Source organism: Acinetobacter sp. SM1B (genome assembly GCF_003289665.1).
GTDB classification, from domain to species: domain Bacteria; phylum Pseudomonadota; class Gammaproteobacteria; order Pseudomonadales; family Moraxellaceae; genus Acinetobacter; species Acinetobacter schindleri.
This window is the reverse complement of the sequence record NZ_QMBM01000001.1, coordinates 819728-836996: the sequence shown is the minus strand read 5'-3', so window position 1 is coordinate 836996 and position 17269 is coordinate 819728. Positions and strand designations below refer to the sequence as shown.

General features: G+C 42.6%; 12 protein-coding genes. 3 read left to right on the top strand and 9 right to left on the bottom strand.

The genetic code is table 11. From position 1 onward, the window contains the following. Positions 1-176: 176 nt before the first annotated feature. From sucD to sdhC, 9 genes are all read right to left on the bottom strand, one after another. The gene (gene sucD / locus C8322_RS03960) at positions 177-1067 is read right to left on the bottom strand and encodes a succinate--CoA ligase subunit alpha (RefSeq protein WP_004810828.1); all 891 of its coding nucleotides are present in this window, start codon (positions 1065-1067) and stop codon (positions 177-179) included. Between the two features lie 11 nt (positions 1068-1078). Next, positions 1079-2245 carry an ADP-forming succinate--CoA ligase subunit beta gene (gene sucC / locus C8322_RS03955; RefSeq protein ID WP_004810830.1) on the bottom strand — a complete coding sequence of 389 codons (1167 nt, stop codon included), beginning with the start codon at positions 2243-2245 and terminating at the stop codon, positions 1079-1081. A gap of 182 nt (positions 2246-2427) precedes the next feature. Further along, positions 2428-3861, bottom strand: a complete 1434-nt coding sequence (gene lpdA / locus C8322_RS03950) for a dihydrolipoyl dehydrogenase (protein WP_004782973.1) — start codon at positions 3859-3861, stop codon at positions 2428-2430. Positions 3862-3921: 60 nt separating this feature from the next. Beyond that, positions 3922-5136: a 2-oxoglutarate dehydrogenase complex dihydrolipoyllysine-residue succinyltransferase gene (gene odhB, locus C8322_RS03945; protein WP_004810833.1), complete on the bottom strand. Its 1215-nt coding sequence runs from the start codon at positions 5134-5136 to the stop codon at positions 3922-3924. Positions 5137-5154: 18 nt separating this feature from the next. Continuing rightward, positions 5155-7977 carry a 2-oxoglutarate dehydrogenase E1 component gene (locus C8322_RS03940; RefSeq protein ID WP_004810834.1) on the bottom strand — a complete coding sequence of 941 codons (2823 nt, stop codon included), beginning with the start codon at positions 7975-7977 and terminating at the stop codon, positions 5155-5157. 836 nt (positions 7978-8813) lie between these two features. Continuing rightward, the gene (locus tag C8322_RS03935; protein WP_004810837.1) at positions 8814-9524 is read right to left on the bottom strand and encodes a succinate dehydrogenase iron-sulfur subunit; all 711 of its coding nucleotides are present in this window, start codon (positions 9522-9524) and stop codon (positions 8814-8816) included. A gap of 14 nt (positions 9525-9538) precedes the next feature. Then, complete coding sequence (locus C8322_RS03930; protein WP_004810838.1) at positions 9539-11437, bottom strand: FAD-binding protein; 1899 nt, start codon at positions 11435-11437, stop codon at positions 9539-9541. A 12-nt stretch (positions 11438-11449) separates the two neighbouring features. Beyond that, entirely contained in the window at positions 11450-11812 is a 363-nt protein-coding gene (gene sdhD / locus C8322_RS03925) for a succinate dehydrogenase, hydrophobic membrane anchor protein (RefSeq protein ID WP_004810840.1), read from the bottom strand. Next, positions 11812-12210 (bottom strand): succinate dehydrogenase, cytochrome b556 subunit, encoded by a 399-nt coding sequence (gene sdhC, locus C8322_RS03920; RefSeq protein ID WP_008301879.1) that lies wholly within the window; start codon positions 12208-12210, stop codon positions 11812-11814. Before sdhC ends, sdhD begins: the two co-directional genes overlap by 1 nt. A 1002-nt stretch (positions 12211-13212) precedes the next feature. On the opposite strand from sdhC, the gene gltA reads away from it, so the two are divergent. From gltA to C8322_RS03905, 3 genes are all read left to right on the top strand, one after another. Continuing rightward, a complete protein-coding gene (gene gltA, locus C8322_RS03915; RefSeq protein WP_004810845.1) occupies positions 13213-14487 on the top strand; it encodes a citrate synthase in 1275 nt (424 codons plus the stop codon). 188 nt (positions 14488-14675) lie between these two features. Then, positions 14676-15170 carry a hypothetical protein gene (locus C8322_RS03910; protein WP_004810846.1) on the top strand — a complete coding sequence of 165 codons (495 nt, stop codon included), beginning with the start codon at positions 14676-14678 and terminating at the stop codon, positions 15168-15170. Between the two features lie 341 nt (positions 15171-15511). After that, positions 15512-17137, top strand: a complete 1626-nt coding sequence (locus C8322_RS03905) for an NAD+ synthase (RefSeq protein WP_004810848.1) — start codon at positions 15512-15514, stop codon at positions 17135-17137. Positions 17138-17269 lie beyond the last annotated feature (132 nt).

Sequence of the window (17269 nt, the reverse complement as noted above, 5' to 3'; positions counted from 1 at the left end):
AGAACCCTGATAGGATAAGGGTTCTGTGAAATTTGTCGTGTACAGAGATTTTATTTATACAAATATTATAACAAAGTGCGATTTAGCTCACAATTTCATCCTGTCAGATCAAACTATTATGTATTTCTTCTAAAAAAAGCCCTCAATAAGAGGGCTTTATGTTGGATTTTTATTGTTTAGATTAACCCTTTATCCTTCAGCAACTGATACATGGTCGAACCAAGCTCAGCAGGACTACGGGTATAAGCCATGCCAGCACGTTCAAAGGCTGCAAATTTTTCTTCCGCGGTGCCTTTGCCACCTGAAATAATCGCACCTGCATGCCCCATACGTTTTCCTTTCGGTGCTGTCACACCCGCAATATAACCCACTACAGGCTTAGTTACATTAGACTGGATATATTCAGCAGCTTCTTCTTCAGCTGTACCACCAATCTCACCGATCATAATAATAGCTTCTGTTTCAGGGTCTTCTTCAAACAGTTTCAAGCAGTCAATCTGGTTCATACCTGGAATTGGATCACCACCAATACCGATACACGTCGATTGACCTAAACCCAATTTAGTCGTTTGCGATACAGCCTCATAAGTCAGGGTACCTGAACGAGAGATAATCCCGATCTTGCCTTTCTTATGGATATGGCCTGGCATAATTCCAATCTTGCATTCTTCAGGCGTAATAATACCCGGACAGTTTGGGCCAATCAGACGCGTGCCATTACCATTGGTTTCCAGATAGCGCTTGGCTTTTAGCATGTCCAGTGTTGGTACACCTTCAGTAATCACTACAATTAGTTCAATACCTGAGTCAACCGCTTCCACAATAGAGTCTAATACAAATGGTGCAGGTACATAAATTACAGAAGCATCGGCCTGAGTTTCTTTTACCGCTTCACGCATGGTATTAAATACTGGCAGATCCAGATGTGATTGACCACCTTTACCCGGTGTTACCCCACCGACCACTTTAGTACCGTAAGCAATTGCCTGCTCAGAATGAAAAGTTCCGTTTTTACCAGTAAAGCCCTGAACTAAAACTTTGGTGTCTTTATTAATTAATACGCTCATTGTGATACTCCTTAAGCTTTTACTGCAGCAACAATTTTTTCTGCAGCATCGGCCAGGCCATTTGCAGAAATTAATTTCAAACCAGATTCATCCAGTAATTTGGCACCAAGCTCAGCATTGTTCCCTTCAAGGCGAACCACAACCGGCACAGTGACATTTACTTCTTGAACTGCTGCAATAATTGCTTCAGCGATCATGTCGCAACGTACAATTCCACCAAAAATATTAATCAACACACCTTGTACAGAATTATCTGCCAAAATAATTTTGAACGCCTCAATCACCCGCTCTTTGGTTGCACCACCACCGACATCGAGGAAGTTAGCTGGCTGACCACCATAAAGCTTGATAATATCCATGGTGGCCATCGCAAGACCTGCACCATTGACCATACAACCAATATTACCTTCCAAGGCAACATAGTTCAGATCAAATTCTGAGGCTTTTAGCTCACGCTCATTCTCTTGTGATTTATCGCGTAGTGCCGCCACTTCAGGCAAACGATACAACGCGTTCGAATCGATCCCTACTTTGGCATCGACACAAAGAATGTCGCCATTTTCACGGACTGATAGCGGATTGATTTCAAACAGGGCAAAATCATTTTCCACAAAGGCTTGATAAGCTGCAGTCATGACTTTAACAAATTGGTTGATTTGTCCATCTTTAAGGTTTAAAGCAAATGCAACTTCACGTGCCTGGAACGGCAATAAACCAACGAGTGGATCAACTTCAACTTTAATAATTTTTTCAGGCGTTTCTTCTGCCACTTTTTCAATTTCAACACCGCCTTCAGTCGATGCCATAAAGGTAATACGGCGAGTTGAACGGTCTACAACAGCACCCAGATAAAGTTCACGCTCTACCGGATAAACATCTTCAGAGACCAGAATACTGTTGACTGGTTGACCATTGGCATCGGTTTGATAAGTCACTAAACGTGAGCCAATAATTTGATTGGCATATTCAGCGGCTTCGTCGGCAGATTTAACTACCTTTACCCCACCCGCCTTACCACGCCCCCCGGCATGCACCTGTGCTTTTAATACGGCAAATTTTCCGCCCAGCTGTTGAAAAGCCTGCACGGTTTCTTCAGCATTTGTCGCAAGAATACCTTCCTGAACTGGCATGCCATATTTTTTTAATAACGCTTTTGCTTGATACTCATGTAAATTCATTGATTGACCTTTTACTACTTCTTTACTTTGTTATTACTGCGTCCAATATCCTGTGGCGCTGCAACATCGATATTGGAATTTATTAAAACGATGTTTTGATTCTTATCTTTATTTTTAGATGATTATTCATACAAAAACAACCACCAAATGTAAAAGAGCGGCCGGAGCCGCTCTTTTTTAGATTATTTACGCTTACGCTGGATCGCGTGAATTGCACGACCATCGACTGCAAGAGCAGCTTCATGTACGACTTCAGAGAATGTTGGGTGACCAAACGTCATCAACTGTAGATCTTCAACTGAAGATACAAACTCAAGTGCGATCATACCTTGGTGAACGATGTCAGACGCAGCAGGTCCAATCACGTGCATACCCAGTAGACGGTCAGTTTTTGCATCAGCAACAAACTTCACAAAACCAGCACCTTCACCCGCAGCCAAAGCACGACCATTTACAGCAAAACCGAATTGACCAGTTTTCACTTCATGACCTTTTTCTTTGGCTTGCTCTTCTGTTAAACCTACCCAAGCCGCTTCTGGGTGAGTGTAGATGACAGAAATAATAGTGTCATAGTTCACTTGAGCAGCATGACCGTGGATACGTTCAACAGCCATTACGCCTTCTTCCATTGCTTTATGTGCAAGCATTGGACCACGTACCAAGTCACCGATTGCATATACGCCTTCAACAGAAGTTGCACACCAGTCATTTACTTCAACCAGACCGCGCTCAGTCAGTTTGATACCTGAGTCTTCAGCCAATAGGCCTTCAGCATAAGCACGACGGCCTACACAAACGATCAGCTTATCGAAAGTCTGTTCTTTGTCTTCGCCGCCCTGACTGTATTTAACAGTCACTTCACGACCGTTAACTTCAGTACCAGAAACTTTTGCACCAATGCGGATATCAAGACCTTGCTTGGTCAGCAGTTTTTGGTAGTCTTTTGCCAATGCTTTGTCAGCCATTGGCAAGAATGCGTCCATTGCTTCAAATACAACAACTTCCGCACCCAGACGACGCCATACTGAACCAAGTTCAAGACCGATTACACCAGCACCGATCACACCAAGACGTTTAGGCACTTCTGGGAATTCAAGCGCACCAGTTGAGTCTACGATCAGGTCTTGATCTACAGGAGCAACTGGAATATTGACTGGTACAGAACCAGATGCAAGGATGACATATTTAGGCTCTAAAACCTGAGTTTCGCCTTCATGCGGTACGAACTCAACTTTTTTACCAGCAAGTAATTTACCAGTACCTTGTAACCATTCTATGCCATTACCTTTAAGTAACTGCGCAACACCACCAGTCAATTGTTCAACGACTTTGTCTTTACGCGCAAGCATTTTAGACAAATCGAAAGCAACTTCACCCGTTGTAATACCGTGGTCATCTAAATGCTTAACAGTATCTTCATAACGGTGAGAAGAATCTAGAAGTGCTTTAGACGGAATACAACCGACGTTTAAGCAAGTACCACCTAAAGAAGGTTTACCTTTATGAATACGTTTTTCGATACACGCAACTTTAAAACCAAGCTGTGCAGCACGAATTGCAGCTTCGTAGCCACCTGGGCCACCACCGATTACAACTAAATCGAATTGTTGAGACATTATTCTCTCCAAAAATGGGCCTAGAGGATCACCCTAAGCCCATGGATTTATTCTTTAGAATTAAAGATCAAGGATCAGACGAGCTGGTTCTTCTAACAATTCTTTGATTGTTACAAGGAAACCTACAGCTTCTTTACCATCGATTAGACGGTGGTCATAAGAAAGCGCTAGGTACATCATTGGCAAGATTTCAACCTGACCATTCACTGCCATAGGACGTTCCTGGATTTTATGCATACCCAGAATCGCAGTTTGTGGAGTGTTCAAGATTGGAGTTGAAAGCAATGAACCGAAAGTACCACCGTTGGTAATTGTGAAAGTACCACCAGTCATGTCTTCAATCGCAAGTTTACCTTCACGTGCCTTACCAGCGTATGCACGGATACCATTTTCAACTTCAGCGTAGTTCATGCGGTCTGTATCACGAAGTACAGGAACCACCAGACCACGATCAGAAGAAACCGCTACACCGATGTCATAGTAACCGTGATAAACGATGTCGTCGCCATCGATAGATGCATTCACCGCTGGGTAGCGTTTAAGCGCTTCAGTTGCCGCTTTAACGAAGAATGACATGAAACCTAGACGCGCACCATGACGTTTTTCAAACGCATCTTTGTACTGGTTACGCATTTCCATGATTGGTTTCATGTTGACTTCGTTGAACGTCGTCAGCATTGCTGTTTCTTGAGTTGCAGCAAGCAGACGTTCAGCAACACGTTTACGCAGACGAGTCATAGGTACACGTTTTTCAATACGCTCACCAACTGCAACGCTCAGCGGTGCAGCAGCAGGTGCTGCTGGTTTCGCTTGATGGTTTGCAACATCTTCTTTGGTGATGCGACCGCCACGACCTGTACCAGATACGTCAGATGCAGCAATACCAGATTCAGTTAAAGCTTTACGTACTGCAGGTGCCTGGTCAGCAACTTGAGTACGCTCAACGATCGGCGAATTACCCGCTTCAGTTTGTGCAGCAGCTTGCTCAACTTTCTCTTCAGATTGAACTGCTTGAGTTTGTGTAGCGCCAGAAACAGCACCTTCTTCAAATTGAGCAATCACTTCAGCAGAAAGCACTGTGTCGCCTTCATTTTTGATGATTGATGCAATTGTACCGTCAGCAGGAGCAACAACTTCTAAAACAACTTTATCAGTCTCAATATCACAGATCACTTCATCACGTGATACTGCTTCACCTGGTTGTTTGTGCCAAGTTGCGATCGTACCGTCCGCAACTGACTCTGGAAATACCGGTGCTTTAATTTCGGTTGCCATTACTTAGAATCTCCTGGATTATTCAGCATCGATCGCTAGAGCGTCGTTAACGAGCTGAGCTTGTTGTTTTGCATGCAAATATGGTGAACCACACGCCGGTGCAGCAGAAGCTTCACGGCCAGCGTAGCTAATACGGACCTGTTTACCAGACTTCATCACGTCATCATACAGACGTGGCGCGATGAACAGCCAAGCACCTTGGTTCTTCGGTTCTTCTTGAGCCCAAACCAGCTCTTTCAGGTTTGGATACTGAGCAAGAACTTCAGCAAGACGTGCTTCTGGGTACGGATACAATTGTTCAATACGAACGATCGCAGTATTGTTCAATTCTTTTTCACGACGTTTTTCAACTAGGTCGTAGTAAACCTTACCACCACAAAGTACCAGACGGGTTACGTCTGACTTGTTAATATTATCTACTTCATCGATCACAGTCTGGAATGTACCGCTTGCAAGTTCATCAAGGTTAGACACAGCTAACTTGTGACGCAGTAATGATTTCGGTGACATGATGATCATTGGCTTACGAATTGGGCGGATTGCCTGACGACGTAATGCATGGAAGATCTGTGCAGGTGTAGTTGGAGTCATCACTTGCATGTTGTCTTCTGCACATAACTGCAGGAAGCGCTCAAGACGTGCAGATGAATGCTCTGGACCTTGACCTTCGAAGCCGTGTGGCAGAAGCATAGTCAGACCACATACACGTTCCCACTTGGTTTCACCAGATGAGATGAACTGGTCGATCACAACCTGTGCACAGTTCGCGAAGTCACCAAACTGAGCTTCCCAGATGATCAAGCTCTTAGGAAGAGTCGTCGCATAGCCGTATTCAAATGCCAGTACTGCCATCTCAGACAATAAAGAGTCATAAATTGCAACGCGTGGCTGGTTTTCTTTGATATGGCAAAGTGGAATGTAAGTTGAGCCATCTACCTGGTTATGCAGTTTTGCATGACGGTGTGAGAATGTACCACGACCCACGTCTTCGCCAGTTAAACGAACCAAGTAGCCATCGTCTAGAAGCGATGCATAGGCTAGAGTTTCAGCAGCACCCCAGTTCAATGGCATTTCACCAGTCTGCATTTTCAAACGGTCATCAATCACTTTAGAAACCTGACGCTGCATGACGAAGCCTTCTGGAAGCTCACGCATTTTACGGCCAAGTTCTTTAAGACGTTCTAGATCACAAGTTGTATCCCACTCGTCTGTGTAGTCGTGACCTAAGTACGGAGACCAGTCTACGAACATTTTCTTGTTCGGCTCTAATACCAAGGCATTGGCAACGTGTTTACCTGCTTCAAGGTCTGAACGATAGTTTTCAACCATTTGATCTGCAGTTGCGCGGTCAAGGATGCCTTCTTGAACAAGTTTGTCAGCATACAAAGTACGAGTCGTCGCTTTCTTGTTGATGACTTGGTACATCATTGGCTGAGTTGCAGCTGGTTCATCCGCTTCGTTGTGACCACGACGACGATAACAGAACATGTCGATAACAACATCTTTACGGAAAGTATGACGGAAATCATGTGCAAGCTGAGCAACAAACAATACAGCTTCCGGATCATCACCATTGACATGGAAGATCGGTGCCTGAATCATTTTCGCGATGTCAGTACAGTATTCTGTAGAACGTGCATCACGTGGATCAGAAGTGGTGAAACCAACTTGGTTGTTCACAACAATGTGCACTGTACCACCAACGGTGTAACCACGCGTTTGTGACATCTGGAAGGTTTCCTGGTTGACACCTTGACCTGCAAATGCTGCATCACCGTGAACGATGATTGGTAATACGTCATCACCACCAATGTCTTTACGACGTACCTGACGAGCCCGTACCGAACCTTCAACTACCGGTCCAACGATTTCAAGGTGTGATGGGTTAAACGCCAATGCCAAGTGTACTTCGCCACCTGGAGTCATCACGTTAGATGAGAAACCTTGGTGGTACTTAACATCACCAGAACCTTTCTTATGAAGAGACTTACCTTCGAATTCGCCAAACAGGTCAGCCGGGTTTTTACCCATGATGTTAACCAGAAGGTTCAGACGGCCACGGTGTGGCATACCGATTACAACTTCTTTACAACCAACAGAACCTGCACGTTGAATCACTGCATCAACCATCGGAATAAAAGACTCACCGCCTTCAACACCGAAACGTTTTGCACCAACGAATTTATTACCTAAGTATTTTTCTAAGCCTTCAGCTGCAGTCAAACGTTCAAGTACATGTGTTTTCTGTTGTGTGTTGAAACCAAACTGGCCACGTGCACCTTCAAGACGTTGTTGAATCCAACGTTTTTCCTTGGTGTCAACGATGTGCATGTATTCTGAACCAACAGTACCGCAGTATGTAGACTCTAATGCAGCAAGAATTTCAGCAAGCGTTGCTTCTTCTTTACCGATCGCAAGATTACCAGTATTGAATACTGTGTCTAAATCAGACTTGGTTAAACCATGTGCATCCAGTTCTAAGTCAAATGCTTGTTCGCGTTTTGCAAGACCTAATGGATCTAATTTAGCTTTCTGATGACCACGGTTACGATAAGCCGCAATGAGTTGTAATACGCCAATTTGACGACGCTCGTGATCAGAACTTACTGTCGCTTGAATGACAGGCTGAACACGGCTTGAATTACGACCTAACAGTAGGAATTGCTCACGTACATTGCTGTGTGGTTGGTCACCTTTAGGGAACTTACCGAAGTATTCCTGCCAGTCAGCACCCACTGAGTCTGGAGCGGTCAGATACTGCTCATAAAGTTCTTCAATATACGCTGCACTATCAGCGCTAAGTTCAGTGTCAAGACGCAGAGCGTCAGCAACTTCTTGCATTTGTGGACCCATTTCCTATTGCAAAAACATTTTCAGGATGCTTTTTAAGCAAAACCCAGGATTAGTAATGTCAAATTGGTAAGATGACATTAGTCCCCCATAAGGCATAAGCCATGAGGCGCTATCACCACACCAAGAGCAACTCTTGATATGTTTAATGAACAATAACGCCCCTCAGCGGCATCATCACTCATCGAATACCCGATAAAAACCGAGCAATTTTTTGCAAATCGACTTAGAAAAAACAAAGGCTTAAGCTGTATTTTTTCTAAAGCGACTCTGACTTACCTTTATATACCAGTCGTAGGTTTTTCCGTGTTTAAAAAGTGTACATTAATCCTTACGTTTTTTGGATATAGTCTTATGCTAAATGCTATCACGATCTCGACTAATCAATTGATTTTTTTGACGAGAAATGTGTGTTTTTTAGTCAAATACATCAACCAGAAATTACTCTAACATAGGGAGCTTTAAATGAAAAACACAATCTCCGTAGACTAAAGTCCTACATCCATCCACCATACCACTGATAAACAAAAAGAGAGTAAATCTTCCAATCCACTCCCTTTGCAATCTTGCGTTATATAATAACATTATCGGGAATCTTTTTCAGGTTAGTTTTACATCTAAAAATCATAAATAAATCGAACTACATCATATTAGTGCACAAACCTGAGCAAAATGCTCTGAAAGGATTCATCATCCTTTATGATTGCACCAGAGCTCCTGCTGATAACAGTTGCTTTTCAACTAGTCTTACCCTTTTCAGCGCCCCTATAAAGCAAAAAGCACACCAAGTGGTGTGCTTTTTGACAAACTGTTACTCGCAGTCTGAATTAGCCAGCCATATCTAGAAGCATGTTACGGATGTGACCGATTGCTTTGGTAGGGTTCAAGCCTTTAGGACATACAGATACACAGTTCATGATGCCTTTACAACGGAACAGCGAGAATGGGTCGTCAAGACGAGCCAAACGCTCTTGAGTTGCTGTATCACGTGAGTCAATGATGAAGCGGTAAGCATTCAACAATGCTGAAGGACCCAAGAACTTATCTGGGTTCCACCAGAATGACGGACATGAAGTTGAACAGCATGCACAAAGAATACATTCATACAGACCATCAAGATGTTCACGTTCTTCAGGAGACTGCAGACGCTCTTTAGGCGGTGCAGGCTGATTGTTGATCAAGAACGGATGAATCTTGTTGTACTGATCGTAGAACTGATTCATGTCTACAACAAGGTCTTTAACTACTGGAAGACCTGGCAGTGGACGGATTGTGATTGTTTCTGGTAAATCATTCAGGTTCCACAGACATGCAAGACCGTTTTTACCATTGATGTTTACACCATCAGAACCACAAATACCTTCACGACATGAGCGACGGAACGTTAAAGATTCGTCTTGTACTTTTAATGCCAGAAGTGCATCAAGCAACATACGGTGCTTGTCAGTCAATTCCAGTTTAAAAGTTTGCATGTACGGTGCTGCATCCTTATCAGGATCGTAGCGGTAGATATTAAATGTACGAGTACCTCTACTCATCTTACTTCTCCGAATTAGAATGTACGTGGTTTAGGTGGAATTGCATCAACCGACAATGGACGGTAACGCACTGGTTTGTACTCAAGACGGTTGTCCGCAGAGAACCATAATGTGTGCTTCATCCACTCATCATCACGACGACCGTATGGGTATGCAGGATGGTCAGGAGACTCTTCAAAGTCTACTACCGTATGCGCACCACGGCATTCTTTACGCGCTGCAGCTGAAATTAGAGTCGCTTTAGCAACTTCATACAAGTTTTCAACTTCAAGTGCTTCAATACGTGCTGTGTTGAATACTTTAGATTTGTCTTTCAAGTGAATGTTGCGCACGCGCGGTTCAATTGCAAGAATCTGTTTCACACCTTCTTCAAGAAGTGCAGATGTACGGAATACACCAGCGTGGTCTTGAACGATATCACGAATCGCATCAGCAACTTCTTGAGCATTTTCACCTGTCGTTGATTCGTCAAGTTTACGAATACGTGCAACAGTTTGCTCAAGTACAGTGGTAGGAAGCGGTTCATATTCATCACCGTGATGTTTAGTCACATAGTCGATGATATGCTGACCAGCAGCCTTACCAAATACAACCAAGTCAAGTAGTGAGTTTGTACCTAGACGGTTTGCACCATGTACAGATACACAAGAACATTCACCAATCGCATAGAAACCTTTCACTGGTTTAGTGAAGTTACGGCCTTCTTGGTTAGTAGAGTATGTATCAGTGTTCTTGTCGTAGTGAGTAACCAGTGCTTCAGTTTCCGGAGACTCTGGAACAACAACCTGACCATGAATATTCGTAGGAATACCACCCATTTGGTAATGGATTGTTGGCACTACCGGAATTGGCTCTTTGGTGATATCAACGTTCGCGAATTTCTTACCAATCTCAAATACAGATGGAAGACGTTTCATGATCGTATCCGCACCCAGGTGCGTCATATCAAGAAGGATATAATCACCTTTAGGACCACAGCCACGACCTTCTTTGATTTCCTGGTCCATAGAACGTGATACAAAGTCACGTGGTGCCAAGTCTTTCAAAGTTGGAGCATAACGTTCCATGAACGGTTCGCCGTCTTTGTTACGAAGGATTGCACCTTCACCACGACAACCTTCAGTTAATAATACGCCTGCGCCCGCAACACCTGTAGGGTGGAACTGCCAGAATTCCATATCCTGTAATGGAATACCTGCACGAGCTGCCATACCAAGACCGTCACCAGTATTGATATATGCGTTAGTAGATGCACGGTAAACACGACCCGCACCACCAGTAGCAAATAGAGTAGCTTTCGCCTGGAATACTGCAATTTTACCAGTTTCCTGATCGATAGCAGTTACACCAAGTACATCGCCAGCTTCGTTACGGATCAAATCAAGTGCGATCCATTCTACGAAGAATTGTGTACCCATTTTCACGTTGCTTTGATAAAGCGTATGAAGAAGTGCGTGACCTGTACGGTCAGCTGCAGCACATGCACGAGGAACCGCTTTTTCACCGTAGTTCGCAGAGTGACCACCGAATGGACGTTGGTAAATCGTACCGTCTGCGTTACGGTCAAACGGCATACCTAAATGTTCTAATTCGTATACCACTTGAGGTGCTTCACGCGTCATAAACTCGATCGCGTCCTGGTCACCTAACCAGTCAGAACCTTTCACTGTGTCATAGAAGTGGTAGTGCCAGTTATCTTCCTGCATATTACCAAGAGATGCACCAATACCACCCTGTGCCGCAACAGTGTGTGAACGTGTCGGGAATACTTTAGTCAGTACAGCAACTTTTAAACCAGCTTGAGCAAGTTGGTAAGATGCACGCATACCTGAACCACCGCCACCCACGATGACAGCATCGAAAGTTTCATGTGGAATATTTGTGTAATCTTCTTTAGGGTTAATTGCGCCCATGATCTCTTCCTATCAAGCCCAGAAAATCTGGATTGCCCAGATTGCGTATGCTAATACAGCGATAATCACTGCTGAAGTCAATACAATGCGTAAACCTGATGCTGATGGACCCATTTGACGAGTAGTCACATAGTCAGTGAAAACCTGCCACATGCCAATCCATGCGTGTGCAACAAGAGAGAATACGGCCAATAAAGACAAAATCTTCATTGGTGTAGTCATCATAAAGCCGTACCACTGTTCAAAGTTGAAGCCACCATTCAGTAGAATCCAACCCAAAACGATAACAGTATACACAGCTAGAACCACTGCACTCACACGTTGAAGAAACCAATCGCGAGAACCTGAACCCGTTAAACCAGTAGCACTTTTCATTAGAGTACGATCCATACAAATGCTGCAACAATACCGATTGCAGACAAGATTAATGAAATAGTAGCTGCAGTACGGCCGCTTTGCAGTTCTTCTGCAACGCCAACATCTGCAAGTAAGTGCTTAATACCAGTAAACGTATGATAGATTAAGCCGGCTACAAATACCCATACAACAAAACGCACGATGAAACCGTTAAAGATTTCTTGCACTTGAGCAAAACCTTCAGGCGAAGACAATGACTTGTCTAAAATCCATAAAAGGACCGGTACGAGTAAGAATACGATCACACCAGAAAGACGGTGTAGAATTGATGCAATAGCCACAGGTGATTTTAAGTTTACTTCTAAAACTTGACCCATGGACAAATTGACAGGTCTGTTGCTTTTCACAGCGGGCATCCTGTAGTTAAAAACTCCATCCGGAGTTTGTTGGAATTAATTCGAAGGAAAGCTGGCATTGATTAGGCAAATACATGCCTAAACGTAAAACGACACTGAATTATAAAACGCTCACTATCAAAATACAAACAACTCTCATAAGCTTTTTGGCTAAAAACCCTTTAAATAAGAATCATTAACAATAAGATTAATCTGCAATAATTTTATAATTGCCTTCTAATCAATACTTATATATATGTTTTTAAATAATAAAGCCGATTAATTTAGTCCGATATGGATATATATTAGAAACATCTGTTCTTTAGACTAAAGGTGAAGATTCAAGCACTTAGCGCTCGATTGAAAATATCACTCAAACTATACAGAACCCTCTATTTTTTAAAGATTTATGATAGGCCAAACGGTGAATACAAAACTATCTTTATAATAGTTGAATGAATACGTCACTTAGGCAGATAAAACACATTTCAGTACCGATCTATACTATTCAACTTAAAAATGTGAAACAGGTCTCCAAATAAATCAAATTAGCATGATTTAATCGAGCAAAAATAAGTCATTTTTTAATCAAACAGACATTTTCAAATATTCTATTAAGTGCTTTTATTTATAAAACCTGACAAAAACTACCAACCCTTGAAAAAGCTGTAAGTAGTGAAATTTATATAGTTTTAGCCAATTTATCGTTATGAACCCAATCATTTTAAACATTTTTTTACGATTAAAAGATGATGATTATTGCTGCAAACAATGCATTTTTTTCTGCACCTCCTGCATGTTTTATCTTATTATAGCGCGTTGATGCTGTGATTTTAATAAAGCTTTTTATACAGAGATTATGTGACTAAGCCGCTGTGTAACGTCATTTTTTATCCATAAGTATAATTGACAAAATTTCAGTACTCACTAATCTTATAGCAAATTTTTGATCCGTCCGTTTTGTACATTAAAAGATTGATAGACAACTCGGATAAACATTCACCAGGACAGGAGATCTATTGAATGTCTGAAGCAACTGGCAAAAAAGCCGTTTTACAGCTTGATGGCAAACAAATTGAACTACCAATTTACAGCGGCACATTGGGCCCAGATGTAATCGACGTTAAAGATGTGTTGGCTGCAGGTCACTTTACTTTTGATCCTGGTTTCGTATCTACAGCTGCGTGTGAATCTAAAATCACTTTCATCGACGGTGGTAAAGGCGTTCTTTTACACCGTGGCTACCCAATCGACCAGTTAGCGACTAAAGCAGACTACCTTGAAACTTGCTACCTTCTTCTAAATGGCGAGCTTCCTACTGCTGAACAAAAAGTTGAATTTGATGCTAAAGTTCGTAACCACACGATGGTTCACGACCAAGTTAGCCGCTTCTTCAATGGTTTCCGTCGTGACGCGCATCCTATGGCGATCATGTGTGGTGTTGTTGGTGCGCTTTCTGCGTTCTATCACAACAGCCTTGACATCGAAAACATCGACCATCGTGAAATTACTGCGATTCGCTTGATCGCTAAAGTGCCTACACTGGCTGCTTGGACTTACAAATACACAGTAGGTCAACCGTTCGTTTACCCACGTAACGATTTGACTTATGCAGAAAACTTCCTGTACATGATGTTTGCTACACCTGCAGACCGTGACTACAAAGTTGACCCGATTCTTGCGAAAGCAATGGACCGTATTTTCACGCTTCATGCTGACCACGAACAAAACGCGTCTACTTCTACAGTACGTCTTGCTGGTTCTACTGGCGCTAACCCGTATGCATGTATCGCTGCTGGTATAGCGGCGCTATGGGGCCCTGCTCACGGTGGTGCAAACGAAGCTGTTCTTAAGATGCTGGATGAAATCGGCACTGTAGAGAACGTTGCTCCGTTCATGGAAAAAGTAAAAACTAAAGAAGTTAAACTGATGGGCTTCGGTCACCGAGTTTACAAAAACTTCGATCCACGTGCGAAAGTAATGAAAGAGACTTGCGACGAAGTGTTAACAGCACTTGGTATCAACGATCCACAACTTGCTTTGGCTATGGAACTTGAACGTATCGCGCTTTCTGACGAATACTTCATCAAACGTAACCTTTACCCGAACGTAGACTTCTACTCAGGTATCATCCTTAAAGCGATTGGTATCCCGACAGAAATGTTTACTGTAATTTTCGCTCTTGCACGTACAGTAGGCTGGATCAGCCACTGGTTAGAAATGCACAGCGCATCTTACAAGATCGGTCGTCCTCGTCAGCTTTATACTGGCGAAACTCAACGCGATATCGTTCGTTAATTCGAATCGCGTCGAAAGACCCAAGAAACCGCCCTTTCGGGCGGTTTTTTATGGACAATAAAAATATAAGCACAGCAGTAGCAAATAAAAAGTTGAGATTATTGTCTTAAATAGAATGATAAAGATGCTTACAAATCCAAGCCTATAACCCCGTTATAATCAGGTCATCCTGGCTATTCATAAATACTATGCCCTACCGTTTTTTATTCCTGCTGTTAAGACTGATCCGATTTCCACAATTTAAATGCCGTCAGCTGACTGCAGGCGAAATCCAGATGTGTCGTTCAGTGTTTGGAGACCGGATTGATTACGGCAAGGTGCATGTTATGAACCATCCTTTCCTGCCTTGGCAACCCAAGCATATTCTGATGGCACCTAGTGGCTATATTCATGTACGCAATGCGCTTTTTAAAGATGACTATTCCAAAGAGACTGCAAGTTATCGTGCAGTGTTTATTCATGAGATGACGCATATTTTCCAGTATCAGCATGGCATTAATGTGGTATTGCGTGGCGCGATATTACAGACCGCTTATTTTTTGAGTTTTGGCCGCTATAATCCTTATCAATACTCCTATATTCCCGGCAAGTCTTTCTGGACCTACAATATTGAGCAGCAAGGTGATATTGCACGTGATATTTATCTTCAAAAGCTGCCAAATATCATTCAGGAAACGGATTAGAGAGCAGTATATTAAAATCTTTGTATATAAATCTTTTCGTCCTGGTCAGGCAGATTCGATACAAAACAATATGTGATCCTTTTATTTTTAATCATCCAGTTGCATTTCAACAATAAATCTATGCAAACAACGCTAGCATCTGCTTCAAATTTCGATAGAATAACTCTTGTATGATATTTTATTTCCAAAAATGAGATTAGGTATCAAGCTTTTATTATTGTGTTTATGTTTCCCGCCATTTGGCATTATGTAAGTACCAGATTGCATTCGGCTAAATAACTATAATTTTAAACAATAGCCGATTAGTGCAAAAAATCTATCAGGATTAGGATTTAGTTGGAATGAAAAGTTTTAAAATTGCCCTTGCTCAATTCTCTCCACATGTTGGCAATATCGATGCAAATACGCAAAAAATGATCGAACAGGCCAATCTGGCTAAAAAAGACAATGCTGACCTGATTATCTTTCCAGAACTTTCAACTCTGGGCTACCCTGCAGATGACTTGGTTCTGCGTCCAAGCTTGACTAAACGTACCCAACAGGCATTTGATCAACTGGCACAAGTCAAAGATATCGTAATGGTCTTTGGCTTTGTCAACCAGACTGAAGATGGTCAGCGTTTTAACTCTGCTGCAGTGATGAAAGACGGTCAGGTATTGGGAATTTATAACAAGCAGACTTTACCAAACTATGCTGTATTTGATGAGAAGCGTTATTTTAATGAAGGTCATCAACACCTGGTATTTGAATACCTCGGTCATAAATTTGGAGTGCTGATCTGTGAAGATGTATGGTCTCTGAATGTTGTTCAACAGCTGGCTCAGCTGAATGTTGATACTGTGGTGGTACTGAACTCTTCTCCATATGAAGTCGGTAAGCCACAGCACCGTATTGAAACCATGGCAGCTTTGGTTAAACAGCTCAATATCAACCTGGTATATTGCAACCAGGTCGGCGGTCATGATGATCTTGTTTTTGACGGTACGAGTTTCGTACTAAATAAATCTGGTGAAGTTGCGCTGCAAGCAGCAAGTTTCCAGGAAAATCTATCTATTGCTGAATATGATGCAACTAACCTTGCGTTTAGCAAAACCAGCATTACCCCTACTCTTGACACCATGGCAGAGATCTATCAAAGCCTGGTCATGGCAACACGCGACTATGTACAACGTTCTGGTTTCCCGGGTGTAATTCTGGGTCTGTCTGGTGGCATTGATTCTGCCTTGACACTTGCGATTGCTGTAGATGCTATCGGTGCAGATAAAGTACAAGCGGTAATGATGCCTTATACCTATACGGCTCAGATCAGTGTGGAAGATGCAGCTGAACAGGCGAAAACACTGGGCGTGACTTTTGGTATTGCTGAGATCAACCCGATCGTAAATGGTTTCCTGCAAACCCTGTATCCGTTCTTCGGTGATGCCCCAGTGGATGCAACTGAAGAAAATTTGCAGGCTCGTTCACGTGGCACACTATTAATGGCTTTGTCGAATAAATTTGGCAATCTGGTACTGTCGACGGGTAATAAATCAGAAGTAGCTGTGGGTTATTGCACTCTGTATGGCGATATGGTTGGTGGCTTCTCAGTATTGAAAGATGTGTATAAGACTATTGTGTTTGAACTGGCAAAATACCGTAACAGTATTGCAGACAAACCCGTGATTCCTGAGCGTGTGATTACCCGTCCACCTTCAGCAGAATTACGCCCAGATCAGGTTGACCAGGATTCTTTACCTCCATATGAAGTATTGGATGCAATCCTTTACTCTTATATCGAAGAAGACATGAGTCAGGATGACATCATTGAGAAAGGCTTTGAGGAAGAAGTGGTAAAACGTGTGATTCGTCTGGTTGACGTGAATGAATATAAACGTCGTCAAGGTGCGATAGGCCCTCGTATCAGCTCACGTGCTTTCAGCCGCGAACGTCGCTACCCAATCGTAAATGGATGGAAAGCGGGTATCTGATTTAGCCCTGTTTATTCGGAAAAACGCCCAAGTTCGCTTAGGCGTTTTTTTATTGGTAGTGATTTAAGATAAATGTATAACTCAAATATATTAATAAGTTGGCGCTGGAAAATTTAGATTAACAAGAATAGT